At 69.9% G+C, this 25463-nt stretch carries 24 protein-coding genes; 6 read left to right on the top strand and 18 right to left on the bottom strand.

Features of this window, described 5'->3' with window-relative positions:
* Positions 1-167 precede the first annotated feature (167 nt).
* From N5079_RS02710 to clpS, 5 genes are all read right to left on the bottom strand, one after another.
* The gene (locus N5079_RS02710; protein WP_261581693.1) at positions 168-1115 is read right to left on the bottom strand and encodes a PLP-dependent cysteine synthase family protein; all 948 of its coding nucleotides are present in this window, start codon (positions 1113-1115) and stop codon (positions 168-170) included.
* Positions 1116-1394: a MoaD/ThiS family protein gene (locus N5079_RS02705; RefSeq protein WP_261581692.1), complete on the bottom strand. Its 279-nt coding sequence runs from the start codon at positions 1392-1394 to the stop codon at positions 1116-1118.
* Between the two features lie 243 nt (positions 1395-1637).
* The gene (locus tag N5079_RS02700) at positions 1638-2051 is read right to left on the bottom strand and encodes a M67 family metallopeptidase (protein ID WP_261581691.1); all 414 of its coding nucleotides are present in this window, start codon (positions 2049-2051) and stop codon (positions 1638-1640) included.
* A 9-nt stretch (positions 2052-2060) separates the two neighbouring features.
* Positions 2061-2585, bottom strand: coding sequence for a DUF2017 domain-containing protein (locus N5079_RS02695; RefSeq protein ID WP_261581690.1), 525 nt, complete (start codon positions 2583-2585; stop codon positions 2061-2063).
* A 21-nt stretch (positions 2586-2606) separates the two neighbouring features.
* Positions 2607-2894 carry an ATP-dependent Clp protease adapter ClpS gene (clpS, locus tag N5079_RS02690; protein ID WP_261581689.1) on the bottom strand — a complete coding sequence of 96 codons (288 nt, stop codon included), beginning with the start codon at positions 2892-2894 and terminating at the stop codon, positions 2607-2609.
* Positions 2895-2945: 51 nt separating this feature from the next.
* Here clpS and N5079_RS02685 point away from each other — a divergent pair, with 51 nt between their 5' ends.
* On the top strand, positions 2946-4241 hold the full coding sequence (locus N5079_RS02685; protein WP_261581866.1) for a nicotinate phosphoribosyltransferase: 1296 nt from the start codon (positions 2946-2948) through the stop codon (positions 4239-4241).
* Positions 4242-4306: 65 nt separating this feature from the next.
* Positions 4307-4879, top strand: coding sequence for a nicotinamidase (locus N5079_RS02680; RefSeq protein ID WP_261581688.1), 573 nt, complete (start codon positions 4307-4309; stop codon positions 4877-4879).
* 141 nt (positions 4880-5020) lie between these two features.
* Here the strand turns inward: N5079_RS02680 and N5079_RS02675 are convergent, their stop codons facing one another.
* Entirely contained in the window at positions 5021-5977 is a 957-nt protein-coding gene (locus N5079_RS02675) for a GlxA family transcriptional regulator (protein ID WP_261581687.1), read from the bottom strand.
* Between the two features lie 86 nt (positions 5978-6063).
* On the opposite strand from N5079_RS02675, the gene N5079_RS02670 reads away from it, so the two are divergent.
* Positions 6064-7290: an MFS transporter gene (locus N5079_RS02670; protein ID WP_261581686.1), complete on the top strand. Its 1227-nt coding sequence runs from the start codon at positions 6064-6066 to the stop codon at positions 7288-7290.
* 114 nt (positions 7291-7404) lie between these two features.
* Positions 7405-8127, top strand: coding sequence for a hypothetical protein (locus N5079_RS02665; RefSeq protein WP_261581685.1), 723 nt, complete (start codon positions 7405-7407; stop codon positions 8125-8127).
* 62 nt (positions 8128-8189) lie between these two features.
* Here the strand turns inward: N5079_RS02665 and N5079_RS02660 are convergent, their stop codons facing one another.
* From N5079_RS02660 to N5079_RS02640, 5 genes are all read right to left on the bottom strand, one after another.
* Positions 8190-9944 (bottom strand): DEAD/DEAH box helicase, encoded by a 1755-nt coding sequence (locus N5079_RS02660; RefSeq protein WP_261581684.1) that lies wholly within the window; start codon positions 9942-9944, stop codon positions 8190-8192.
* Positions 9945-10095: 151 nt separating this feature from the next.
* Positions 10096-10851 carry a hypothetical protein gene (locus N5079_RS02655; RefSeq protein WP_261581683.1) on the bottom strand — a complete coding sequence of 252 codons (756 nt, stop codon included), beginning with the start codon at positions 10849-10851 and terminating at the stop codon, positions 10096-10098.
* Between the two features lie 150 nt (positions 10852-11001).
* A complete protein-coding gene (locus N5079_RS02650; RefSeq protein ID WP_261581682.1) occupies positions 11002-12006 on the bottom strand; it encodes a zinc metalloprotease in 1005 nt (334 codons plus the stop codon).
* Between the two features lie 71 nt (positions 12007-12077).
* Positions 12078-12329 carry a DUF3039 domain-containing protein gene (locus N5079_RS02645; RefSeq protein WP_261581681.1) on the bottom strand — a complete coding sequence of 84 codons (252 nt, stop codon included), beginning with the start codon at positions 12327-12329 and terminating at the stop codon, positions 12078-12080.
* Between the two features lie 126 nt (positions 12330-12455).
* Positions 12456-14021 carry a DHA2 family efflux MFS transporter permease subunit gene (locus N5079_RS02640; RefSeq protein ID WP_261581680.1) on the bottom strand — a complete coding sequence of 522 codons (1566 nt, stop codon included), beginning with the start codon at positions 14019-14021 and terminating at the stop codon, positions 12456-12458.
* A gap of 136 nt (positions 14022-14157) precedes the next feature.
* Here N5079_RS02640 and N5079_RS02635 point away from each other — a divergent pair, with 136 nt between their 5' ends.
* On the top strand, positions 14158-14805 hold the full coding sequence (locus N5079_RS02635; RefSeq protein ID WP_261581679.1) for a TetR/AcrR family transcriptional regulator: 648 nt from the start codon (positions 14158-14160) through the stop codon (positions 14803-14805).
* Between the two features lie 117 nt (positions 14806-14922).
* Here N5079_RS02635 and N5079_RS02630 read toward each other — a convergent pair whose 3' ends face one another.
* The 5 genes from N5079_RS02630 to N5079_RS02610 form a co-directional block, all read right to left on the bottom strand.
* Positions 14923-15498 carry a YqgE/AlgH family protein gene (locus N5079_RS02630; protein WP_261581678.1) on the bottom strand — a complete coding sequence of 192 codons (576 nt, stop codon included), beginning with the start codon at positions 15496-15498 and terminating at the stop codon, positions 14923-14925.
* Positions 15499-15601: 103 nt separating this feature from the next.
* A complete protein-coding gene (locus N5079_RS02625; RefSeq protein ID WP_261581677.1) occupies positions 15602-17011 on the bottom strand; it encodes an NAD-dependent malic enzyme in 1410 nt (469 codons plus the stop codon).
* Positions 17012-17165: 154 nt separating this feature from the next.
* Positions 17166-17795, bottom strand: coding sequence for an AAA family ATPase (locus tag N5079_RS02620; RefSeq protein ID WP_261581676.1), 630 nt, complete (start codon positions 17793-17795; stop codon positions 17166-17168).
* Between the two features lie 110 nt (positions 17796-17905).
* The gene (locus N5079_RS02615; RefSeq protein WP_261581675.1) at positions 17906-18820 is read right to left on the bottom strand and encodes a tetratricopeptide repeat protein; all 915 of its coding nucleotides are present in this window, start codon (positions 18818-18820) and stop codon (positions 17906-17908) included.
* Positions 18821-19256: 436 nt separating this feature from the next.
* Entirely contained in the window at positions 19257-20933 is a 1677-nt protein-coding gene (locus N5079_RS02610) for a methylmalonyl-CoA mutase (protein WP_261581674.1), read from the bottom strand.
* A gap of 208 nt (positions 20934-21141) precedes the next feature.
* Between N5079_RS02610 and N5079_RS02605 the strand changes: the two genes are divergently transcribed.
* On the top strand, positions 21142-22866 hold the full coding sequence (locus N5079_RS02605) for a S8 family peptidase (RefSeq protein WP_261581673.1): 1725 nt from the start codon (positions 21142-21144) through the stop codon (positions 22864-22866).
* 95 nt (positions 22867-22961) lie between these two features.
* Here the strand turns inward: N5079_RS02605 and N5079_RS02600 are convergent, their stop codons facing one another.
* Together N5079_RS02600 and N5079_RS02595 are read right to left on the bottom strand one after the other, a co-directional pair.
* Positions 22962-23654 carry a response regulator transcription factor gene (locus N5079_RS02600; RefSeq protein ID WP_261581672.1) on the bottom strand — a complete coding sequence of 231 codons (693 nt, stop codon included), beginning with the start codon at positions 23652-23654 and terminating at the stop codon, positions 22962-22964.
* Positions 23647-25416 (bottom strand): histidine kinase, encoded by a 1770-nt coding sequence (locus N5079_RS02595; protein WP_261581671.1) that lies wholly within the window; start codon positions 25414-25416, stop codon positions 23647-23649. Before N5079_RS02595 ends, N5079_RS02600 begins: the two co-directional genes overlap by 8 nt.
* Positions 25417-25463: the final 47 nt, after the last annotated feature.

Genomic DNA, 25463 nt, shown 5'->3' with positions numbered 1-25463 from the left:
ACGATGACGACCATGCACTCAGCGCGAGAGTGCATGGTCGTCATCGTTGTTCTTCCAGCTCAAGGTGGGTTCGCGGGAATCAGTGCATGATCACGATCGGGGGAAGGCCAGCTCGCAAGCCCTTCCGGGGAATCCGTGCATGATCACGCCCAGGGGGAGGGGGGCGGTCAGGCCCAGAGTTGGCCTTCGAGACGGTCTTCGGCTTCTTCGAGGGTGCCCTCGTAGGCTCCGGTGGACAGGTACTTCCAGCCGCCGTCCGCCACGATGAACGCGATGTCGGCCCGCTCCCCCGCCTGTACGGCCTTGCGGGCGATGCCGAGGGCGGCGTGCAGGGCGCAACCCGTCGAGATGCCCGCGAAGATGCCCTCTGTCGCCAGCAGCTCGCGCGTCCTCCGCAGGGCGTCGGCCGAGGTCACCGAGAACCGCGTGGTCAGCACGGACTCGTCGTACAGCTCCGGGATGAAGCCCTCGTCCACGTTGCGCAGGCCGTACACCAGCTCGCCGTACCGGGGCTCGGCGGCGACGATCTGCACGCCGGGCACCCGCTCGCGGAGGTAGCGCCCGACGCCCATGAGCGTGCCGGTCGTGCCGAGGCCGGCCACGAAGTGGGTCACCGTCGGCAGGTCGTCGAGGATCTCCGGCCCGGTGGACTCGTAGTGCGACCGCCAGTTGGCCGGGTTGCCGTACTGGTACAGCATCACCCAGTCGGGGTGCTCCTCCGCCAGGCCCTTGGCCACCCGGACCGCCTCGTTGGACCCGCCGGCGGCCGGTGAGGAGATGATCTCCGCGCCGTACATCCGGAGGAGCTGGCGGCGCTCCTCGGAGGTGTTCTCCGGCATGACGCAGATCAGCCGATATCCCTTGAGCCGGGCCGACATGGCCAGCGAGATGCCGGTGTTGCCCGACGTCGGCTCAAGGATCGTGCAGCCGGGCGTGAGCAGGCCGTCCTTCTCCGCCTGCTCGATCATCCACAGCGCGGGCCGGTCCTTGACCGACCCGGTCGGGTTCCGGTCCTCCAGCTTCGCCCAGATCCGCACCTCGTCGGACGGCGACAGCCGGGGAAGGCCCACCAGAGGAGTCCGGCCGACCGAGTCGATCAACGAGTCGAAACGCATCTAACGGGCTCCGCCCGCCACGGCGGGCAGCACGGTGACGGTGTCGCCATCGGCCACGGGCGTGCCCAGTCCGCCGAGGAACCGGACGTCCTCGTCGTTGAGGTAGACGTTGACGAAGCGGCGCAGCCCGGCGTCGTCCACCAGGCGGGCCTTCAGCCCCGGGTGGCGCGCGTCGAGGTCGCCGATGAGCTCTTCGAGCGTGGCGCCCTTGGCGTCGACGGCCTTGGCGCCGTCTGTGTAGCTGCGGAGGATGGTCGGAATGCGGACCTCGATGGCCATCGCGGCTCAATCTCCTTGATCAGTGGTCGTCATGATGAGCACCCACCTGATTGGAACATGGTCAGGCAGGCGGGGATTCCAGAACGGGATTCCAGAAAGGAACTCTCAGCGACAGTCGTAGACGACGACAGATGGAGTGTGCGCGAAGAGGAACTTCTGCACAGGAGATCCGGGGGTGACCCGGCGTGAGAGGACAGCCGGAAACGACACCGGGCGAGCGTCGTCGTAAGGCATACCGCCAGTTTAGCCGTACGCCTCGACGATCTTGACTTCCTCCTCGGTGACGACCCCGTCGAGGATCCGGTACGACCGGAACTCGGGCTCGTCGGTGGCCGTGGAGACCAGGACGTAATGGGTGTCCGGCTCCGAGGCGTAGGTGACGTCCGTGCGCGACGGGTACGCCTCGGTCGCGGTGTGCGAGTGGTAGATCACCACGGGCGCCTCGTCCCGGTCGTCCATCTCACGCCACACCTTGAGCTGCTCGCGCGAGTCGAACCGGTAGAACGTCGGGGAACGCTCGGCGTTCTCCATCTGGATGAACCGCTCCGGGCGGTCGGATCCGGCCGGCCCCGCCACCACGCCGCATGCCTCGTCGGGATGGTCCGCGCGGGCATGGGCCACGATCTTGTCCACCAGCTCGCGTGCGATCGTCAGCATGCGTGAAAACTACCAAAGCGCGCGGACGAGGGTGTCCTGGAGATAGGTCAGCCAGTCGTAGGTCACGAGGGCCGGGTAGCGCGGGTCGTCCTCCGGCATCGAGGCGATCTCCTCGTGGATCTCCTCGGTCACGTCCAGCCGTACGCCGAGCGCGAGCCGCACGTCGTTGATGGCCCGCAGCCACGCCTGGCCCTGCTCGGGCGACAGCTCCAGCTTCCCCGGCTCGGCGGTCTCCAGCAGCGTCGTGGCGTCGGCCCGCTTGGCGTCGCGCAGCGTCGCCTCGGTGTAGCGGCGGAACTCCCCCGCCGCCTTGTCGTCGTCCGCGTACGCCGGCGGGAACAGCCGGGCCAGTACGGGATCCGACGGGGCCTCGGGGGACCCGATGCCGAGGGCGCGCTCCAGCGGGTCGTCGCCCGTGGCCCCCGGCTCCACGAGGCCGAGGATCTGCGAAACCAACGACCGCAGGATGGAGACCTCTCCCGCGTCGAGATGAACGGAGACGCCCTTACGCGTCGCCCTGAAACCCGTGCTCATTCAGACAGCCCTGCTCCCCGGTCAGGAGTCCTGCTGGACGGTGGCCCACAGGCCGTAGGAGTGGAGGATCTGGACGTCACGCTCCATCTCCTCCCGGGTGCCGCTCGCGACCACGGCCTTGCCCTTGTGGTGCACGTCCATCATCAGCTTCTCCGCCTTCCCGCGCGGATAGCCGAACACCGTCTGGAAGACGTAGGTCACGTACGACATCAGGTTGACCGGGTCGTTCCACACGATCGTCAGCCATGGCACGTCGGGCCGGACGTCCGACGACGGACGCTCGACCTCGGCTGGAGCGGTGCTACCCACATCACCATCCTGCACCACCGCGGTCGTAGTCTTCACCTCGTGCGAACGACCATGGGATCCGCCCTGCTCACTGATCATTATGAGCTGACGATGCTCCAGGCCGCCCTGGCCGGCGGGGCGGCGCATCGGCAGGCCGTCTTCGAGGTCTTCGCCCGGCGGCTGCCCGGAGGGCGGCGGTATGGGGTGGTCTCGGGGACCGCCAGAGTGCTCGACGCGCTGGAGGACTTCCGCTTCGAGCCCGCCGACATCGAGTTTCTCCGCGCCGCCCGCGTGGTCGACGAGCCGACCCTGGCGTTTCTCGCCGATTACCGATTCTCCGGAAATGTGTACGGCTATCGCGAAGGCGAGGCCTACTTCCCCGGCTCCCCGATCATGGTGGTGGAGGGCACGTTCGCCGAGGCCGTGCTGCTGGAGACCGTGGTGCTGTCGATCCTCAACCACGACTGCGCCATCGCCTCCGCCGCCTCCAGGATGGCCCATGCCGCGGGTGTCCGGCCGCTGATCGAGATGGGCTCGCGCCGCACCCACGAACTGGCCGCCGTCGCCGCGGCCAGGTCGGCCTACCTGTGCGGCTTCTCCTCGACCTCCAACCTCATGGCCGGTCAGCGGTACGGCGTGCCCACCGCGGGCACCGCCGCACACGCGTTCATCCTGCTCCACGACTCCGAGGAGGACGCCTTCCGGGTCCAGCTGGAGTCCCTCGGGGTGGGCACGACCCTGCTCGTGGACACCTATGACGTGGCCAAAGCCGTACGGACGGCGGTGGAGCTGGCCGGGCCCGAACTGGGGGCGGTCCGGATCGACTCGGGCGACCTGGGGGTGGCGGCGCTTGAGGTGCGGCGGGCACTCGACGCGTACGGCGCGAGCCGCACCCGGATCATCGTCACCGGCGACCTGGACGAGTTCGCCATCGCCGCCCTCGCCTCCGCCCCCGTCGACGGGTACGGCGTGGGCACCGCGCTCGTCACCGGCTCCGGCCATCCGACCGCCAACCTGGTCTACAAGCTCGTCGCCCGCGAGGACGCCTCCGGACGGCTGCAGCCGGTCGCCAAACGGTCGGTCGGCAAGCCGAGCAAGGGCGGCCGCAAGTGGGCCTACCGCAGGACCAGCGGCGGCACGGCGACCGCCGAGGTCGTCGTCACCGGCGAGCCCCGCCAGCAGGGCGCGCAGGGCGCGGATGCCGCTGACCGGCCCTTACTCGCCGAACTCGTCCGCGACGGGCAGGTCGTCGGCCGTGAGCCCCTGGAGAGCGCGCGGGAGCGGCATCGGGCGACGCTGGCCGAATTGCCGGCGATGGCCCACAGCCTCTCCCCTGGAGACCCCGCAGTCCCTACTATCTTCAATTGATCGCGGGAGACCGGCGCATGAGGACGACGCCCGTCTCCCGCGATCGTCGTGAGGTGAGGTGACCCATGAGAACCGCGCTCGTCATCGTGGACGTGCAGAACGACTTCTGCGAAGGCGGCAGCCTGCCCGTGGGCGGCGGCGCCGAGGTGGCCACCGCGATCAGCGAGCACGCCTCGCGGCACGGCTACGACCATGTGGTCGCGACCCGCGACTACCACGTCGACCCGGGGGCGCACTTCGCCGCCGAGCCGGACTACGTGAACACCTGGCCGGCGCACTGCGTCGTCGGCACCCCGGGAGCCGGCTTCCACCCGGCCTTCGACACCGCCAAGGTCGAGGAGATCTTCAGCAAGGGCGCCCACCAGGCCGCCTACAGCGGCTTCGAGGGGTCAACCGCGACCGGGACGGGCCTAAGTGAATGGCTCCGCGAGCGTGGCGTTGAGGCCCTCGACGTCGTCGGGATCGCCACCGACCACTGCGTCCGGGCCACCGCGCTGGACGGCGCTCGGAACGGCTTCGCCGTACGGGTGCTGCTCGACCTGACAGCCGGCGTCGCCAGGGACACGACCGACGCCGCCCTCGCCGAGCTGTCCGCAGCCGGAGTCGAACTCATCGGCGCCCCCGTCGTCCACGCCTGAGGGGGCCGTTCCAACAACCCGCGGCATCAACCCAACCCGGCGGCGTACACCCAACCCGGCGGCGTTCACCCAACCCGGCGGCGTACACCCAACCCGGCGGCGTACACCCAACCCGGCGGCGTACACCCAACCCGGCGGCGTTCACCCGGCCTGCGGCGGTCGGCGGAAGGAGCGGCGGTAGGCGCCCGGGGTGGTGTTGAGGGCGTTGTGGAAGCGGCGGCGCAGGTTGACCGCGGAGGACAGGCCGACGCGCTGGGCGATCGTCTCCACCGGAAGGTCGGTCTCCTCCAGGAGGGCGCGGGTGCCGGCGATGCGCCGGTCGAGGAGCCAGCGGCCGGGCGAGACGCCGAGCTGCTCGGAGAAGTGACGGCTGAGGGTACGCGGTGACATCCCCGACCAGGTGGCCATGTCCTTCAGGGTCAGCGGGCTGTCGAGGTTGGCGATGATCCAGTCGAGCAACGGGGCGAGGGAATCGGGGACCGGGCCCGTCGTCGGCAGTGTGGGGTACTGGCGCTGGCCGCCCTCCCGGTGCGGGGCGGCCGAGATGTGCCGGCCGATCCGCATCGCCAGGGCGGCGCCGTGGTCGCGCCTGACCTGGTTGAGGCACAGGTCGACGGTGGTCGCCGAGGCACCCGCGGTCGCGACGTCGCCGTGATCGACGTACAGCACGGTGGCGTCGGCGTGGACCCGCGGATATAACCGGGCCAGCTCGCCGGTGAGCTCCCAGTGGACGGCGGCCCTGCGGCCGTCCAGCAGGCCCAGGCTCGCCGGGACGTAGATGCCCCCCAAGATCGCGACGATCCGGGCGCCTCGGGCGTGCGCGGCCAGGACGGCGTCGCCGAGCTCCGCGGAGATGTCCGGCCCGGAGCACCAGCTTCCGATGAGGATCGTGTCGGCCTCCGCCATGGCCTCAAGTCCGTTGTCGACCACGATGTCGGCGCCCATCGTGGTCACTATCGGGCCAGGCCGCTCGGCGCAGAGCCGGAAGTCGTAGAACTGAGGGATATCGGGGCCCATGTAGCCGAACACGGCGGACGCGCAGGTCGCCGGATACATCTCCTGCGGCGGGGTGACCAGGGCGACCACGCGATGTTTCATGGCGTGAATGTACCTAACGATGTCATTCCGGATGCCTGCGCCAAGGCGGCCGCATGTCCAGCATGAGTGGACATGGAGTTCTTCACATGACCGCGACCCTTGATCGCGAAGCGGCCGCGAGGCTCCCAGGAAAGCTCTGGACCAGGGATTTCTCGCTTTATTTCGCCGCCCGGGTGGTGTCGCTGCTGGGCGACGCGATGATGCCGGTCGCGGCGGCGCTGGCGGTCGGAGCGCTTTACGGGGTTTCGGGCGTGGGGTACGTTCTTGCCGTCTGGACGGCGCCCTTCGTCCTCTTCGTTCTCTTCGGCGGGGTGTTCGCCGACCGGGTGGGCGCCCGGACCATGATGGTGAGCGCGGACGTCGTCCGGATCTTCACGCAGGGCGTGCTGGCCGTCGCCTTTTTCACCGGCACCCCGCCGCTGTGGCTGCTGCTGTCCGCCTCGTTCCTGTCCGGAACGGCTGCCGCGATGTTCGAGCCCGGCGGTAAGGGCATGGTCCCCCTCGTCGCGAAGGATCCGCAACGTGCCAACGGCACCCTCAAGGTCGCCGATGCGGCCACGCAACTCGGCGGCCCGGTGCTGGCCGGGCTCCTGATGGCGCTCACCGGCGCGAGTGCGGTCTACGCCTTCGACGCGGGCACCTTTCTGGTGAGCGGCCTCTGCCTCGGGCTGATCAGGCTCGCCCCCGCCGCCGCCGAGGTCAGGGAGCCCTCGACGGTCCTGCTCGACCTGCGACGCGGCTGGGTGGAGTTCCGCTCCCGCAGTTGGATGTGGCCGGTGATCCTGATTTGGGTGTTCTTCGGCATCCTCGTCATAGGTCCCTCCATTCCGCTGGGCTCCCGGCTGATCGGCGACCGCCTCGGCGAGGCCGCGTACGGCTGGGCGATGGCGGGCCTGGGTGCCGGCACCCTGATCGGCGGCCTCGTCGCGGTCCGCTTCCGGCCCTCCCGCCCCCTGGCCGCGGGCGGCGTGGCTCTGATCGGCTTCGCCTGCATCCCGCTGTCGGCCGCGCTGGAGCTTCCGCTTCCCGCGCTGATGGCCGGTCACCTGCTCGGCGGCGCCTCCTGGGCGTTCTGGTCGGTGATGTGGGGCACCAGCGTCCATACCCAGGTGCCCCCCGACGTGCTGAACCGCGTCTTCGGCTACGAGGTGGCCGGCTCGGTCTGCGGCGTGGCGGCGGGCCAGGCCCTGGTCGGCCCGGTGTCCTCCGTCGTCGAACCCCGCGACCTGCTGTTCCTCTCGACGGGCGCCAGCGTCGCGGTGTGCGCGGCGCTGCTGCTCATCCCGCCCGTCCGCGGGCTCCGACGGGTCTGATCATTCAGGCGGAAATCCGGCACGCGGTCCATGTGATCGCCACGGCAGACCGACGCGGACGTCATGGGGCGTTCAAGGTCTACACCACGAGGCGTCATAGGTGTATTACGGAGGGTGACAACTCCTCGTGATTGGCAGCCTCCGATGTTCGTGTTCCTGCTCGGCCTCTCCTGGCTCGTCCTGACCCCGGTCTGCGTCTGGCTGCTCTTCGGCCGGGCGCACCACGGGATGCTGCGCACCACGGCGGCGCTGACGCTGGCGGCATTACAGGCGGGCACGCTGTTCGCCGGGTTCAGCGAGGAGCCCTTCGGACCCATCGCGCCGGCCTCCGTCCTCGCCCGCCACGCCGGCGCCGCCTCCGACGCCGCGGGTCGTGCCGGTTACGGGAAGCTCGTCGGCCCCCGCCGTCCTGCCGGGCCCGCCACAGGTGGTGCCGCTGAACCCGGCTCCTCGCAGCCGGACGAGCATGCCGGCCGTCCAGATGGCGCGTCCCCGCACTGCGCCGTCCGGGCTCTCGCCCCGCAGGCCGTACGGCTGTCGCGCCACGCCACGCGTCTGGACGACGTGACCGTCTACTGGGCGGCAGCCACCCACGAGTGCGGCACGGCCACGGTGGCCCTGCGCCACAGCGGACGGCGGCTGCGGATCTGGCTACGGGAAGGCGCGGTCAAGGCCCACCGTCACGGGACGCGTACGCTGCCCGTCCGGGTGGCCGACGGGCTCGCCTCCCTCGACCTCCACCTCAACCGGCCGCTCCGGCCACGCGCCCATTATGTGGCGATCGACGCCCGCACCGGCCACCGCATCCCGCAGAAGCCCCACCCCTCCGCCGCCTGACCGGCACGGCACAGCTGGGCCGGTTGACGGCGGGCGGGCCCGGAGCCTTGAGCAGTGAGGCGTCACCTACGCTGGGTGGCCCACCTGCGGATCATGGCGATGCGCTCGCGGACCTGGTCGGCGGAGGCCTGCGCGATGGCGGGACCGCCGCAGGCCCGGCGCAGCTCGGCGTGGATGACGCCGTGCGGCTGGCCGGTGCGGTGGTTCCAGGCGCCCACGAGGCCGTTGAGCTCCTTGCGCAGCTCGTGCAGCTGCTCGTGGGGGGCCAGCGCGGGCGCCGCCTCCTCGGCGGGCTTGGCCTTCCGCCGGGCGGCCTGCTGGTCGGCCTGACGCTTGCGCAGCAGCGAGGCCACCTGGTCGGGCTCCAGCAGGCCGGGCAGGCCCAGGAAGTCTTCCTCCTCGGGCGATCCCGGGGCGGCGGCCGTGCCGAACTCGCCACCGTCGAAGAGCACCCGGTCGAAGGTCGCGGACGCTTCCAGCGTCTGGAAGGGCAGCTCGTCGCCCACCGCGTCAGGCTGCTTCTTCTCCTGCTGCGCCTGCTCCAGCAGCAGGTCGTCGAGCCCGTCCTCGTCGCGCCGGCGGCCGAGGACGTGGTCGCGCTCGGCCTCCAGCTCGGCCGCGAGGCCCATGAGGATCGGCACCGACGGCACGAACACCGAGGCGGTCTCCCCGCGCTTGCGGGCCCGGACGAAGCGCCCGACGGCCTGCGCGAAGAACAGCGGGGTCGAGATGCTGGTGGCGTAGACGCCGACGGCCAGCCGGGGAATGTCCACGCCCTCGGACACCATCCGCACCGCGACCAGCCACCGGGCCTCGGAGGAGGAGAAGCCCTTGATCTTCTTGGAGGCGCCCGGGTCGTCGGAGAGCACGACTTCCGCGCCCTCGCCCGTGACGGTCCGGATGTGCTTGGCGTAGGCGCGGGCCGACTCGTGGTCGGACGCGATGACGAGGCCTCCCGCGTCGGGCATGCCGCGCCTGACCTCGGTGAGCCGCCGGTCCGCCGCGTGGATGACCTGGCGGATCCAGTCGCCCTTGGGGTCGAGCGCGGCCCGCCACGCCTGGGAGAGCTGGTCCTTGGTCAGCGGCGTGCCAAGCGTGGCGGCGATCTCGTCACCGGCGCGCGTCCGCCATTTCATCTCGCCGGAGTACGCCAGGAAGATGACGGGCCGGACCACGCCGTCGGCGAGGGCTGGGCCGTACCCGTAGGAGTAGTCGGAGGCGCTCCGCAGCGCGCCCTCGCCGTCCTCCACGTAGGACACGAACGGGATCGGGCTGTCGTCGGACCGGAACGGCGTGCCGGTCAGGCCCAGCCGCCGGGTCGCCGGCTCGAACGCCTCGCGCACGCCGTCGCCCCAGGACTTCGCGTCGCCCGCGTGGTGGATCTCGTCGAAGATGACCAGCGTCCTGCGGGCCTCCGTGCGGGCGCGGTGCAGCGCCGGGTGCATCGCCACCTGGGCGTACGTGATGGCCACGCCGAGGTAGTCGCGGGAGGTCGCGCCCTGGCTGTTCTTGAACTCGGGGTCGATGCCGATGCCGACCTTGGCCGCCGCGTCGGCCCACTGGCGCTTCAGGTGCTCGGTGGGCGTGACGATCGTCAGGGCCCGCACGATCCCCCGGCTCAGCAGCTCGCTGGCGATCCGCAGGGCGTAGGTCGTCTTGCCCGCCCCCGGCGTGGCGACCGTCAGGAAGTCTCTCGGTTCGCGCTGGAAGTAGAGGTCAAAGGCCTCCTGCTGCCAGGCGCGCAGCTTGGGCGCGGTGCCCCAGGCGGCTCGATCGGGGTAGGAAGGGGAGAGATGGGACGCGGCCGAAACGCTCAACGACGCCTCCCCGAGCTCGTCGGGACAATGCTGTATCTATCGGTTCGCTCCCTCACAGTGACCTCAGGGTAGTCGGACCGACCGACAAGACGTGCCGACCCGCCGAGATTCGCGTCACCCGGCATCGGCTGTGATATAGGCGTTGTGGAGGTCACCTGGCGCCGGACATCACCGCCTCGATGTCCGCACGCGTACGAGGCTCGTCGGGGTGCGCGAGGCCGAGCATCACCGTGCTCTTGCCGTCCGGGCGAGTGAGCAAGGTCACCCTCATGAAGGCCGGCTGGTTGACGACGTCTCGGTATTCGGCCCGGATCGCCCGCGTGTGGCCGGGCCGCCCGTTGACCGTGACGGCCCGGTCGTCGACCACGTCCACCTTGTCGCCGTGGAGCAGGAGCCGCGTGTAGAGCTCGCTGAGATCGAGTACGGCGGAGCGGAGGTTGGGGGGGTCCACACCGTCGCCCGGTCTCGCCATGACCGTCGCCAGGTCGCCGTCGGCCGCGACGGACGTGAAGCCGGTCACGGGAGCGACCACTCCCTCGGTCCAGCCCTTGGGCAGCGAGTAGGAGACGCCTGCCAGCGGGTCGGTAACCACGGTCTGGGGCACATGCTCGGCCCGGTTGAGGATCGTCAGGACGACGGCGCCGATCACCACCCCGGCGGCCGCCAAAGCCGCGGCGCCGACGAGGAGGCGCTGCAGCCAGCGCGGCATCTGGCGCGGAGGCGCGGCCGGCGCGCCGTACCAGCGGGCGGAGGGAGGAAGGTCCTGCTCGGGCTCGGTGGCGTCCTCCTGCCCGAAATAGCCCGCCATGTCTCCCCGCCCGAACTGGCCCGGGTCCTCCCGGCCGGGCCCCGCGGGGGAATCCTGCCCAGCGGGCGGCCACACCCGGCGCGTCCACTGATCGTCCAAAGAGCCCTCCCGGAGCGGCCGAGCCGGGCGCGCGCATGGGGGGACGGACCGGCAGACACCGAAGCGACCCATGACTCCCATGAGCGCTGCTGTGGAGTTACTCACAGAGGCGGTGCCCAGTCAACGGACCGCCGGACATTGCAATCGGATCTAGACGAGGGACGGACGCGGCCGCCGGTAAACGTCCCACATCTGCCGCATCCGTACGGCCTGCCCCGCGGTGAACTGGGTCATGCACCGGTCCTGGGCGTAGTCCATGAAGTTGTGGATCGGGTCCTCGCCCGGCGCGGGGCAGCTGTCCTTGCTCGCCGGGCAGCCCGTGGTCGGGTACGCCTCGGCGGGGGTGTCCTCGACGGAGTCGCCGAGGGCGGCGCAACCGTTGTCGAAGGTGTGCATGAGGCCGAGCCAGTGGCCGATCTCGTGGACGGCCGTGAAGCCTCTGTCGAAGTTGCGGAGCGGCCCGCCGGGAACACTCCGCCAGTCGATCACCACACCGTCCAGGCCCGGCTCGTCCTTGTACCAGTACGGGTAGGTCGCGTAGCCGAGCACCAACTCGCTGAGCTGGGCGATGTAGAGGTTCAGCGTCTCCGGGCCGCCGACGTGGAGCTTCGCCTTCATGGCGGCCTCGTCACCCAGCGGGTCGCGGAACCATTCCCGGTTGGCCGTGTGGGTGATCCCCATGAGCTGGAAGCGGACCCCGGTGTCGGCCCCGCCGAACTTGCCGCCGTAGGCCGCGTTGAGCGCGTCCACCTGCCGCGTGACGGCGCTGTCGGGCGCGCCCAGAGCGCCGTCCCTGATGACGTGCACCCACAGCGGAACCGTGAACCCCACGGCCGGGGCGGAGACACGGCGCACGCCGTTCGTGTCGCGGAGCCGCCGTCGCAGATCCGCTGCCATCCGGGCCATCTCGTCCGGCCGGGGCTCGCGCGGCTCCAGGGCATGCGTCAGCCCGAACGGGAGCCGCGCCGCAAGCCGGCCCGAGCCCGCCCAGCCGGGCCGGGCCCTCGGGGCCCCTCTGGAGAGCCGGCCGCCGTCCGGGCACTCGGGCCCAGCCGCGACCCCGGCCCCGGCCCGCGAGTCGGCGCGGGCTCCGTCAGGGACGCCCCCCAGCATGAACAGGCACGCCAGCAGGACGGTGATCGCACACCGGGCCATTCGCTCCCCCGATACGGCTGGTCAGAAGCCTGACGTTAGCCGTCTCGGGGGTGATCACCCCGGATCGACACTCAGTCGCCGGAGGGTTCGCCCTTGGGCAGGCCCTCGTAGATCTCCTTGCATTCCGGGCACACCGGATACTTCTTCGGGTCCCGGCTGGGCACCCACACCTTGCCGCAGAGGGCCCGGACCGGCGCGCCGGTCACGTAGCTCTCCGTGATCTTGTTCTTGTCGGCGTAGTGCGAGAAGCGCTCGTGGTCGCCGTCGCCGTGCGACAGCCTCGGCGCGACGTCGCTCTCGGGAAGAATCTTCGTGCTACTCACGAATACGAAGTCTACTGAGCGACCCTCACCGCGCGGGACGGCCGCCCGTTCGCGTCCCCCGAACAGCGGTACGGCTCCCGCCCACAACCGGGGCGAGAGCCGTACGAGATCCGAAGTGCCGGCGCGTCAGCCGACGTGGACGGGAGCGCCCTCGGTCTTGCGGCCGGCCTTGACGAACAGGGCCAGGATCGCGGCGATCACGGCGACGGCCGTGCTCACCAGGAAGCCGAGGTGCAGGCCGTCCATGAAGGACAGGTGTGAGGCGTTGCCGATCAGAGCGGCCGTCTGGCCGGTGAGACCGGGAGGCGCCATGCCGACCGAGGCGAGCGTCTTGAGCCCCTCCAACTGCGCGGGCGGGATGGTGGCCGCCGCGGGCCCGAGGTAGCCGGGGAGCACGCTCGACACCTTGGCGGCCACGACCGCGCCGAGGATGGCCGTGCCGAGCGCGCCGCCGACCTGCATGGCGGAGTTCTGCACGCCGCCCGCGACCCCGCTGAGGTCCTCGGGCGCGTTGCCGACGATGATCTCGGTCGCGCCGACGAAGACCGGCGAGAGACCGAAGGCCAGCAGGACGAACGGGATCGCGCTGTCGACGAACGCGGCGTCGACGCCGAGCCGTGACATCAGGAACATCGCGATAGCGGTGATCAGCATGCCGCCCGCTATGGTGATCTTGGGACCGATCTTGCCGATGAGGACACCGGCGATCGGCGACGCGACGATCATGCCTGCGCTCATGGGCAGCATCCGCAGGCCGGACTCCAGCGGCGTCAGCCCGTGCACGCCCTGGAAGAAGAACGTGAGGAAGAACATCGCCCCGAACATCGAGAACGCCATGAGGATCATCAGCACGGTGCCGATGGACAGGGAGGCGTTGCGGAAAAGGCTGAGCGGCAGCAGCGGCTCCGCGACCCGCGTCTGCCAGAACAGGAAGACGGCCCCGATGACGGCCGCCGCGATGAGGAAGCCGATCGTCGCCTTGTCGCCCCAGCCCCACTCGGGCGCCTTGATGATGGCCCACACCAGCGAGAACATCGCGCCCGACAGCAGCAGAACGCCCAGCCAGTCGACCTTGGACAGGATCTGCGCCTTGCTCTCCTTCAGCGCCCACAGGCCGAACGCGAGCGCGGCCACGCCGACGGGCACGTTGATGAAGAAGACCGACTGCCAGCTCACGTTCTCGACGAGCAGGCCTCCGATGATCGGCCCGGCCGCGCTGGACAGGCCGATGATGCCGCCCCACGCGCCCATCGCCATGTTCAGCTTGTCACCGGGGAAGGCCGACCGCAGCAGCGCCAGCGCGGCGGGCTGCAGCAGCGCGCCGAACAGGCCCTGCAGCACTCGGAAGGCGATCAGCGGCCCCACGGACGACGTCAGGCCGATGGCCAGCGAGGTCAGGGCGAAGCCCGTCACACCGATCAGGAAGACCTTCTTGTGGCCGAAGAGGTCGCCGAGCTTGCCCGCGGTGATGAGAAAGACCGCCAGGGCGAGCAGGTAACCGCTGGTGATCCACTGGAGGTCCGACAGCGACGCGTGGAGCTCGACGCCGATGACCGGATTGGCGATGGCGACGACCGTGCCGTCGAGCATCACCATGATGACGCCGAGCGATACGGCCAGCAAGGTCAGCCAGGGATTCCCCTGGCTGCGCCCCGCATGCGCGTCGGGTTGTACGGCTACGGCTTGCGCCATGGGTGGTCCCCCTCTGAAAAGCCTCAATCAATGCGTCGCAACTTATGACAGTTCATGACAGATGACAAATCCTTTTATCCGACATACGGTGACATCTGGCAGCTTGTGAATGCCGAGTTTCGAGGAGGTGACGGCCATGGGTCTACGTGAGCGCAAGAAGGTGCGGACGCGGATCGCCCTGATCGACGCGGCTCTCGACCTCTTCCTCACGCAGGGGTACGACGCCACGACGATCGACCAGATCGCGGCGGAGGTGGACGTGTCCCCGCGCACGTTCTTCCGCTACTTCGCGTCGAAGGAGGAGGTCGCGCTCGCGCTGCCGGCGGAGGGGCAGGAGATCTTCCTGACCGAGTTGGCGGCCCGCCCGGAGAGCGAGTCTCCACACGCGGCGCTGAGTCAGGCCATGCGCTCCATGCTCGGCATCCTACGAGACAAGGATCCCGAGGAGGCAAGGCGTTTTACGAAGGCTCGGCGGGTGATCGAGGCGACTCCCGCCCTGCTCGCCGGCCAGATGTGCCGCCTCATGGAGAACGAGAGGAAGCTCGTCGCGGAGGTGGCCCGCAGGCAGGGGACGGAGCCCGATGACCTGCGCCCCCAGTTCGTGGTGTCGGTCTTCACCGGCATGAGCAGGGTCTGCCTCGGCCCCGGCCCGCATGATCCCAGCCTCATCGCCAAACGCCTCGAAGACGTCCTCGCGCTCGCCGACGAGTCCTTCCGCCCAGGCTGGGACCGGCCGGCCGATCCCCCTCATCCCGTGCCCCACCTCCACGCCCCCTGCGCGTGATCATGCACGCATTCCCGGGCACGGGACCCAAGCTGCCAGCCCCCTGCGCGTGATCATGCGCAAGCTCCCGGACAGGAGCCCTCAGCTGCCAAAACGCTGTGCGTGATCATGCACGACCTAGTTGAGCAGGGGGTCGTCGGGGAAGGTGGCGACGAGGGCGAGGTCGCCGTGCTGGCGGCGCAGGACCGTGCGCCAGAGCGTGGCCGGATCGGAGTGGAAGGTGTCCCCCGGCTCGGAGTCCACGACGTACCAGGCGCCCTCCTGGAGCTCGTTGTCCAGCTGACCGGCCGTCCAGCCGGCGTACCCCGCGAAGATCCGCATCTGCGAGATCTCCCCGGCGAGGATCTCGGGGGGCGCGTCGAGGTCCACCGTACCCAGGCGGGAGACGGCGGACCTGCCCTGCAGCCGCCGCCAGCCCAAAGGCTCCTCGCCGCTCAGGACCACGGCCAGGGCAAGGGCGCTGTCGGTCTGCACCGGGCCGCCCTCGAAGAGCACAGAGGGCCCGGTGACCAGGGGATCCCACGAGGGCAGCACCTGCGTGACCGCGATCTCGCTCGGGCGGTTGAGAACCACGCCGAGAGTGCCGCCGTCCTCATCGTGCTCAAGGACCAGCACGACGCTACGCCGGAAGTTGGGGTCGTCAAGGAGTGGCGTCGCTACGAGCAACCCGCCGACGTAGATCGCTTCCGCCATACATCCCATCATGAGGGAGGAACACCCAATCGTGCACGTCACTCCCTATTCGCCCCGTAATATTACTCAGCGCGGGCAACCTGCCCACGCAGCGTAGCGGGGATCACGCCTCCGTGAAGCCGCGCGCCTTCCCTCCGGCCGACTCCCGTACGGCTGCCGCGACCGCGTTGGCCACGTCGGGGTGGAAGACGCTGGGGATGATGTAGTTGGGGCCCAGCTCCTCGTCGGTGACGACGGCCGCCAGCGCACGGGCGGCCGCGAGCAGCATCTCCTGGGTGACCCCGTCGGCCTGCGCGTCCAGCAGGCCGCGGAAGACGCCGGGGAACGCCAGCACGTTGTTGATCTGGTTCGGGTAGTCCGACCGGCCCGTGGCGACCACCGCCGCGTGCTCCCGGGCGTCATCGGGCGAGACCTCAGGCTCGGGGTTGGCCAGCGCGAACACCACCGCGCCGTCCGCCATCGCGGCGATGTCCTCCCCCGTGAGAATGCCGGGCGCGGAGACGCCGATGAAGACGTCGGCTCCCTTGATCGCGCCGCGCAGGTCGCCGTCGTACGCCTCGCCGTTCGTGTGCTCGGCGATCCAGCGCAGCGAGTCGTCCAGGTCGTCACGGCCGACGTGGACAGCGCCGCGGTAGTCGCAGACGATCACGTCCGTCGCTCCGGCCGCGAGCAGCAGACGCAGGACGGCGGTGCCTGCGGCGCCCGCCCCCGCCATCGCGATCCGCACGCCGGACATCTCCTTGCCGACCACCTTCAGCGCGTTGGTCAGCGCGGCGAGCACGCAGATCGCGGTGCCGTGCTGGTCGTCGTGGAACACCGGGATGTCGAGCAGCTCGCGCAGCCGCCGCTCGACCTCGAAGCAGCGCGGCGCGGAGATGTCCTCCAGGTTGATGCCGCCGAAGCCCGGCGCGATCACCTGGACCGTACGGACGATCTCGTCGACGTCCTGCGTGTCGAGGCAGATCGGCCACGCGTCGATGCCGGCGAAGCGCTTGAACAGGGCGGCCTTGCCCTCCATCACCGGAAGCGCCGCGGCGGGGCCGATGTTGCCCAGGCCGAGCACCGCGGAGCCGTCGGTCACCACGGCGACCGAGTTGCGTTTGATCGTGAGGCGGCGGGCGTCCTCGGGGTTGCGCGCGATGGCCAGGCTGACCCGCGCCACCCCCGGCGTGTACGCCATGGACAGCTCGTCACGGTTGCGCAGCGGCACCTTCGACTGCATCTCGATCTTGCCGCCGAGGTGCATGAGGAAGGTCCGGTCCGACACCTTGTGGATGACGACGCCTTCGATCGCACCGAGGCTGTCCACGATCGCCTGAGCGTGGTCGGTGTCCTTGGCGGCGCAGGTCACGTCGATGCGCAGCTTCTCGTGGCCGGCGTTGGTCACGTCGAGGGCGGTCACCACGCCGCCGGCGCTCTCCACCGCGTGAGTGAGCAGGCTTACGGCCTTGCCCCCGGCGGGCACCTCAAGACGGACGGTGATCGAGTACGAAACGCTGGGCACGGTGGCCACGTGAATCCGCTCCTTTGCGGTCTTTCCGGCCGTGCTCGCCCAGTGCTGACTTGCGCGTTCTCCCGACTTCGTCCTTCGTCGTTCGTCTCGCGGTCGCACCCGGCTCAACGGCTCCGTGGGGTGTACTCCATCGTGCCATCCCGAGCCGGGTGATTCAGCCCAGCGCGGCGGAAGCCGCCACGATCAGATCGACACACGTGGACACCGGGATGACCGTGCTGTCGAGGACCATGTGATAAAGCCCCGGGTCAGCCGGGTCGGCGTGGTAGAACTGCCGCACATAGGCGCTCCGCGCGCGGTCGTTGTCGCAGACGACCTTCTTCGCCTCGCGCTCGCTCACCCCGGAGAAGGCGGCCGTCTGCAGGATGCGCCGGCGCAGCGGGCCGTCGAGGCGGACGTGCAGCGCTCCCGGATGGTCGGCGAGCACGATGGCCCCCGCCCTGCCGAGGATCACGCCGCCATGGAAGCGCGCGAGCTCCTGGATCACCTGCTCGGTCCGGGCGGAGAACTCATCGGGCGACAGCGGCATCCCCGCCGGGACGTACAGGTCCACGCCGCCCAGCGTCACGGTCGGCAGCCGCATCATGCCGGCCAGCAGGCGCCCGAGCCCGCTCTCGGCCCGGTCGTCATGGGCCAGCGCCTCCTCCAGCGTGACCCCGAGCTCCTGTGCGACCGTGCTCGGGATCGCACGGTCGAGGAACGGCACGCCCAGCCGCTCGGCCACCGCGGGCCCGACGACGCTGCCGCCCGTGCCGTACGTCGCGGAGATGGTGACGACCTGCACGTTCCCTTTATGCCCCTACCGGACCTCATCGTGCGGCAAACAGCCGGACTGCCGAGGGATCGCTTTTGGCCATGTCCATGAACGCCCGCAGCAGCGGGGCCGGGATGTTCTCAGAAGAGCGCGTTGGCGAGGTTGCGCCGGCCCTTGGTGACCGACGGGTCGTCGGAGGGCAGCGCGTCGAAGAGCCCGAGCAGGTGGACCCTGGCCTTGTCGCGGTCCGCGCCGCTGGTGCGCCTCACGACCCCGACGAGCCGCTCGAAGGCCTCATCCACGGCCCCGCTCAGCATCTGCAGATCGGCGGCCTGGATCTGCAGAGCGACGTCAGCCGGATCCCCGGCCGCGCGACGCAGGACATCGGCCTCGTCCAGGTCCTGCGTGCGGCGGACCAGGCCGACCCCCGCGAGGCCGATCTTCGCGTCCTCGTCACCCGGGTTCCTCGCCAGCAGGCGTTCGTACGCCGCGGCGGCCGCGTCGAGGTCGCCCTTCTCGATGGCCTGCTCGGCGGCGAGAAGATCGGGGTCCACCGGCGGCTCCGCCGGGCCCTCCCCCTCGGGCGGGGCGAGAAGCTCGATGCCGAGTTGCTCGAACACCTGCGCCAGCGCCTGCCGGAGCTGAGCCTCCGGCAGCGGTCCTTCGAACAGGGGCATCAGCTGGCCCTGGAACGCCAGGTAGACGGTCGGGATGGCCCGCATGCGCAGGGCCTGGGCGAGCTCGGGGTTGGCCTCGACGTCGACCCTCGCGAGGACCCAGGCTCCCCCGGCCTCGGTGGCCAGCTTCTCCATCGTGCCGCTGAACTGCTGAACCTGCTCGGCCCTCGGCACCGTCGCCTCGACGATGACGGGAACGTTCAGAGAGCGCTCGACCACGTCGGCGTTGAAGGTGGCCGAGGTGGTCTCGATGACGTCCGAGGCGGCTCCGGCGGGCCCGGCGGCCTCGCGCCGTGCCTGTGCCTCCAGAGCCTGCTTGCGCGCGCCGAGGTCCACGGCGCCGTAGAGCGATCCAGGTCGAGAGAAGTCCGCTGCCATACCCCCAATCCTGCCGTACCCCCAGACCCAATCCACGCCAACCCCGCGCCTTTCCGCGTGATCATGCACAACTGCCCGGAAGGGTCGGTGTGCAGCGCAAACCTGGAGCGTGATCATGCACGGCTTCCGCCACCTGGCCTGTGACGTGCACCGATGACCGCCATGATCATGCGCACGTGGCGACGGACGCCATGCATGATCCTTGAAGGTGAGCAGCCCGGTAAGACCACATGTCGGGGAACTTGTACATGATCACACCCAACGAAGGCGCAGCTCAGCACCCGTGACAGGGAACCCCTGCATGATCACACTCGCGAAGGTTCCAGCTCAGCACGGAGACCGGGGAACTTGTGCATGATCACCACCACCCATTTGCGTGATCACCACCATGTACTTGCGTGATCACCACCACCTATTTGCGTGATCACCACCGCGTTTAGAAGCGTGCGGGTTCTGTGTAGGTGCCCCATTCGGTGCGGAGGACGTCGCAGATTTCGCCGAGTGTGGCCTCTACGCGGACGGCGTCGAGCATGGGCGGGATCATGTTGGTCTCCGTCCGCGACGCGCTCGCGAGGGCCGCGAGGGCGGCGTCCACGGCCTCCTGGTCTCGTACGGCACGGCGCTCCCCGAGCACGCGGCGCTGTTCCCGCTCGATCTCGTGGCTGATGCGGAGGATTTCCAGGGGCTCCTCGACGGTCGTGGTGTGGCAGTTCACGCCGACGATCCGCTTGTCGCCCTTCTCCAGCTTCCGCTGGTAGTCGAAGGCCGACTCGGCGATCTCCGACATGAACCAGCCGTCCTCGATGCCGCGCAGGATCCCGGAGGTCATATCCCCGGTCCCCATTTCCCGAATTTTCGTGAAAATGGCCTCGGCTTCGGCCTCCAGGCGATCGGTCAAAGCCTCCACATACCAGGAGCCGCCCAGCGGGTCGACGACGTTGACCACCTCGGTCTCCTCCATGATCACTTGCTGAGTCCTGAGAGCGATCTCGGCCGCCTTCTCCGACGGCAGGGCGAGCACCTCGTCCAGGGCGTTGGTGTGGAGGGAGTTCGTGCCGCCGAGGACGGCCGCCAGCGCCTCGATCGCCGTGCGGACGATGTTGTTGTCTGGCTGCTGCGCGGTCAGCGAGACGCCGGCCGTCTGGGTGTGGAAGCGCAGCCACTGCGCCTTCTCGGTCCGCGCGCCGTACACGTCGCGCATCCAGCGGGCCCAGATCCGCCGGGCGGCGCGGAACTTGGCGATCTCCTCGAAGAAGTCGATGTGCGCGTCGAAGAAGAACGACAGGCCGGGGGCGAAGACGTCCACGTCGAGGCCGCGCGACAGGCCTAGCTCGACGTAGCCGAACCCGTCCGCCAGCGTGAAGGCCAGCTCCTGCGCGGCGGTGGAGCCGGCCTCCCGGATGTGGTAGCCCGACACCGACAGCGGCTTGTACGCCGGGATCTCGGCGGCGCAGAACTCCATGAGGTCGCCGATCAGCCGCAGGTGCGGCTCGGGGGCGAACAGCCACTCCTTCTGCGCGATGTACTCCTTGAAGATGTCGGTCTGGAGCGTCCCGTTGAGCTTTCCGACCGGCACGCCCTGCCGCTCGGCCGCCACCACGTACATGCAGAAGATCGGTACGGCCGGGCCGCTGATGGTCATCGACGTGGTGACGTCCCCGAGCGGGATGCCGTCGAACAGCAGGTCCATGTCGAGGGCGGAGTCGATGGCGACGCCGCAGTGGCCGACCTCGCCGAGCGCGAGGGGGTCGTCGGAGTCACGGCCCATGAGCGTCGGCATGTCGAACGCCACGGAAAGGCCGCCGCCGCCCGCGCCGAGGATCATCTTGTAGCGCTCGTTGGTCTGCTGGGCGTTGCCGAAGCCGGCGAACTGCCGGATCGTCCAGGGCCGCCCCCGGTACCCGGTCGGATGGAGGCCCCGGGTGAAGGGGAACTCGCCGGGCCAGCCGATCCGCTCGAATCGCGGATCGTCTGAGGGCGGGCCGTAGACGGGCTCCACCTCCAGGCCGGAAAGAGTCCGGAACTCGCGGGCGCGCTTGAAGGCGGCGTCGTATCGTGCCTGCCAGCGGCTGCGGCCGGCCTCGATCTCGCCAGTGCTGTGCTCCGGGTCCACGAGGCCCTCCAAATATCTCAGATCTCGAGAAAATAGTAGGACGTCCTAGTAGTGTCCGCCACTGCGGCGCCGTACACGCCGTGTGACCTAACTGATCCTTCCCGCCACAGTCATGTCACACGTTGGCTGCAAATCTCCACGGAGCTATGACGCGCGCCGGAAATCTCGAAACATGGTCAGCGCCCTCGAAGTCCACATGGAGGTGGATGTGAAGCGCGTCACAGTCGTCGCCACGGCGGCCGCGATAGTCGCGGCTACCTTGGCGGCCCCAGCTCAGGCGGTCGGAACGACCGCGGAGCCCGGTGCTCAGACCGAGTACGTCGTTCTCTACAAGGAAGGCGCCGACGCCGCGAACGCCCAGAAGGCGATCGAGGCCGCGGGCGGCAGCATCGTCAAGGTCAACACCGAGGTGGGTCTCGCCACCGTCAGCACCACGAATACCGGCTTCATCGGCGCGATCAAGGACAACGCGGTCATCGAAGGCGTTGCCCACAACCGCACGATCGGCAAGGTGCCCGCCGAGGCCCGCGTCTCAGCCGCTGCAGTCCAGAAGGCGGTCCAGAGCAAGGCAGTGGAGCGGGAGGGCCGCGACGGCGCCTCCGCGGCCACGTGGCGGCGCAACGTCGAGGACGAGCCCCTGGCCGACCTCCAGTGGGACATGAAGCAGATCCACGCGGACCAGGCCCACAAGTACGAGCCGGGTGACAAGGGCGTCCTCGTCGGCGTCCTCGACACCGGCATCGACGGCTCCCACCCTGACATCGCGCCCAACTTCAACAAGAAGCTGAGCCGCAACTTCACGGTGGACCTGCCCGCGGACGCCAACGGCACCGTGATCGACGGCCCGTGCGAGAGCGACCCCGACGGCTCCTGCACCGACCCAAACGACGTGGACGAGGACGGCCACGGCACGCACGTCGCCTCCTCGATCGCCTCCCCGATCAACAAGCTGGGCATCGCGGGCGTCGCGCCGAAGGTCACCCTGGTGAACCTGCGCGCCGGTCAGGACTCCGGGTTCTTCTTCCTCCAGCCGACCGTCGACGCGCTCACCTACGCCGGCGACATCGGCGTCGACGTGGTCAACATGAGCTACTACATCGACCCGTGGCTGTTCAACTGCGCGGACAACCCCGCCGACACCCCCGACGAGCAGCTGGAGCAGCGGACGATCATCAGTGCCGTGCAGCGGGCGCTGGACTACGCCCACCGGCACAACGTCACGCTGGTCTCGGCCGCGGGCAACGGCGCCACCGACTACACCAAGACGATCAACGACGCCTCCAGCCCGGACTTCGCGTCCGTGCCCGGCCAGCAGCCGCGCAGCCGTACGATCCCGACGAGCTGCACCTCCATGCCGAGCGAGGGCGAGCACGTGATCGACGTCTCCTCGACCGGCATCAGCACCCGCAAGGCCTACTACTCGGACTACGGCAACGGCTACATCGACGTGGCGTCGCCCGGCGGTGACGTCTACGACACCCCGGACAACACCCGCGACATCACCAAGGCGACGCTGTCGGCCTACCCGAAGTCGCTCGCGGTCGCCAACGGTGAGATCGACGCCGACGGCAACCCGACCGTCCCCTATGTCGTCAAGGACTGCGACGGCGACGTCTGCGCGTACTACCAGTACCTGCAGGGCACCTCGATGGCCTCGCCGCGCGCGGCCGGCGTCGCGGCGCTCATCGTCAGCCGGTACGGCCACCGCGACTTCCGGAACGGCGGCCTGACGCTGAACCCGTCCATCGTGGAGGGCATCCTCAAGGGCACGGCCACCAAGACGCCCTGCCCGACCCCGCCCGCCTACACCTACACACGGCACCTGCCGAGCGGCGCCACCGTGACCGCGACGCACACCTGTGAGGGAACGGCGTCCGGCAACGGCTTCTACGGCAGGGGCATCGTCGACGCCCTCCGCGCCGTCGGCCACTAGGACTCCTAGGACTCTTAGGACTCCACGCGATTCACCCGCACGACCGGCGACGGCCACCGCACTCCCGCGGTGGCCGTCGCTTCTGTCTGGCGCTTCTAGGAGGCGCCGAGATACGCCAGGACGGCCGCGACGCGGCGGTGGGTGTCGGGGGTGTTCTCCAGGCCCAGCTTGAGGAAGATCGAGTTGACGTTCTTCTCGACGGCGGAAACCGACAGCGTCAGCGCCCTCGCGATGCCCCCGTTGGACCTGCCGTGGGCCATCTCCCGCAGCACGTCCCGCTCGCGTGGCGTCAGTGCATCGTGATCTCCCCGTACGGCACGACGGGCCAGGAGCCCCTCCACCACCTTGGGATCGATCACTGAACCGCCCGAGGCCACCGACCGGATCGCGCCGAGCAACTCGTCGAGGTCGCCGACCCGGTCCTTGAGCAGGTAGGCGAAGCCCTCGGTGCCGTGCTTGAACAGCTCGAAGGCGTACAGCGAGTCCGAGAACTGGGAGAGCACGACGACACCGACGCCGGGGTGGCCCGCTCGAATCGAATGGGCCGCGTCGATGCCCTCGAAGCCGGACCGCCACTCCCCTCCCGGCATGCGGATATCGGTGACGACCACGTCCGGGCCGAGCCGGCGGACAGCGTCCACCAACTCGTCGGCGGTGCCGACCGCTCCCACGACCGTGATCTCCCCGGAGGTCTCCAGCAGTTGCCGTGTCCCCTCACGGACGAGGTAGTGGTCGTCCGCCAGGACCGCCCGCAATCGACGCGGCCTGCTCGCCGGCGGCTCAGGCATGCGTCGTCACCCAGGCTCGCACCCGCGATCCCTCTCCCCGCCCGCTCGTAAGCTCCAGACCTCCGCCAAGAGCCGTCATCCGGTCGGCCAGCGTAGCCAGCCCCCGGCGCGCGACGGCGCCCGTGTCGAACCCCTTGCCGTCGTCGGTCACCGACGCCTCCAGACGGTCTTCGCGGAGCGAGAGCCGCACCTCGATTCTGGAGGCCGACGCGTGCTTCAGCGCATTGGCGACCGCCTCGCTCACCGTGAAGTACATCGCCCCCTCGATCTCGTCGGGGAAACGCCTGACGCGTAGACCCGGGTCGGCTGTCACCGTGATGGTCACGGGAAGGCCGGAGCACCGCTCCTCCACCGCCTCCACCAGGCCGCCCTGGCTCAGCACGGACGGGTGGATGCCCGCCGCGAGCTCCCGCAGATCCGTCAGGGCCTGCCTGGCCTGCTCGCGCAGGAGCACGAGGACATCGGCCCCGCCTCCAGTGGCACGCGCCAGCTCCAGACCTGCGATCAGCGCGACGAGCTGCTGCTGAGCCCCGTCGTGGATGTTGCGCTCGATGCGCCGCCGCTCCGCCTCCTGCGCGTTGATGAGCCGGGCGGCGAGGGCGACGCTCTGGATGGCCAGCCCGACCGGCACGGCCAGAGCCCCGAGCAGCCGCCTGTCCTCACGGGTCAGACGGCCCCCCACCTTGGGGCCGCATGCGATGCGGCCGAGTCCGGCCGGGACGGTGAGCACCGCCTCCTCGTCCTCCTGTCCGGCCACCACCCGGGTGCCGTCCGCCAGCTCGACCGCCGCCCACCGGACGTCCACCCCTGCCCGTACGGCTTGGGCCAAGCGGTTCAACTGCTCGGCGGGCTCAGCCTCCTCCAGCGCCGGTCGCAGGCCCGAGAGCAGCTCGTCGACCGTCGGCCGGAGGTCGAAGACGAGATACAGCCGCGATCCGCGGATCCCGACCTTGATGTCGAGCAGGTTGTGGCGCGCGACGACCGCCGCGATCGCGGCGGGCAACGCGCCCACCACGCTGAGGACGCCGAAGGCCGCCGCGGCTCCCGGCGCGTGCGTGAAGGTGAATATGACGATGGCCGCGAACCCCGCGAGGTTGGCCGTCACGCCGGCCGCCATCCAGCCGAGCCGGCCCCGCTCGCCGTGGTGGCTCCGCCGCAGGCGCGAGACCAGGTTGCCCAGGACGGCGAAGGCCACGATCAAGAGCACAAGCTGGCCCAGCGACGCGATGAGCGCGGCCACCGCGCCGTACGGTCCGGGAAGCCCCAACGGGTTGGCGATCGGCATGCCCTCCTGCAACTTGCCCGGCACGAAGAGCGAACCCAGCGCTTGCGCGCCGATCGACACCGCGCTGATCCACGCCACCGGCCGCCAGCGCCGCGAGGGCAGGCGCCCGTCGGGGAACAACAGCGGGACGAAGACCCAGGACAGACCGTAGAAGACGGCGAACAGCGAAGCCAGCACGGTGGCGGGCACGGCGATGGCGGGGCGGCCGGCGGCTAGCCTAATCAACGCCCCGATGCCGAGGCCGCCGAGTCCCATGCAGTCGGCGGTGGCCAGCAGCAGCCATCCGTACGCGTTGTCCGGGCGCCGGGCCGCGATGAGCCAGCCGAGGGCGGGGAAGATGAGAGCCACCGCGATGAAGACCCACTGCGAGGCGGGAGCGGGCAGGCCGGTCTCCAGCAGCGCGCCGGCGACGACGCCCGTGGCCGCGACGGCGGCCATTGCGGCCGCGACCGCCCTGGTGACCCGGCTCGCTTTCATGAGCCGCACCGTAACGTCATGACTTCACCGGCTCCGTGGAGGGCTTC

Source organism: Planotetraspora sp. A-T 1434, assembly GCF_025420585.1.
Lineage (GTDB): Bacteria > Actinomycetota > Actinomycetes > Streptosporangiales > Streptosporangiaceae > JAOEGB01.
Note: the sequence above shows the minus strand (reverse complement) of the source record. Positions and strands in the feature narration are given on the sequence as shown.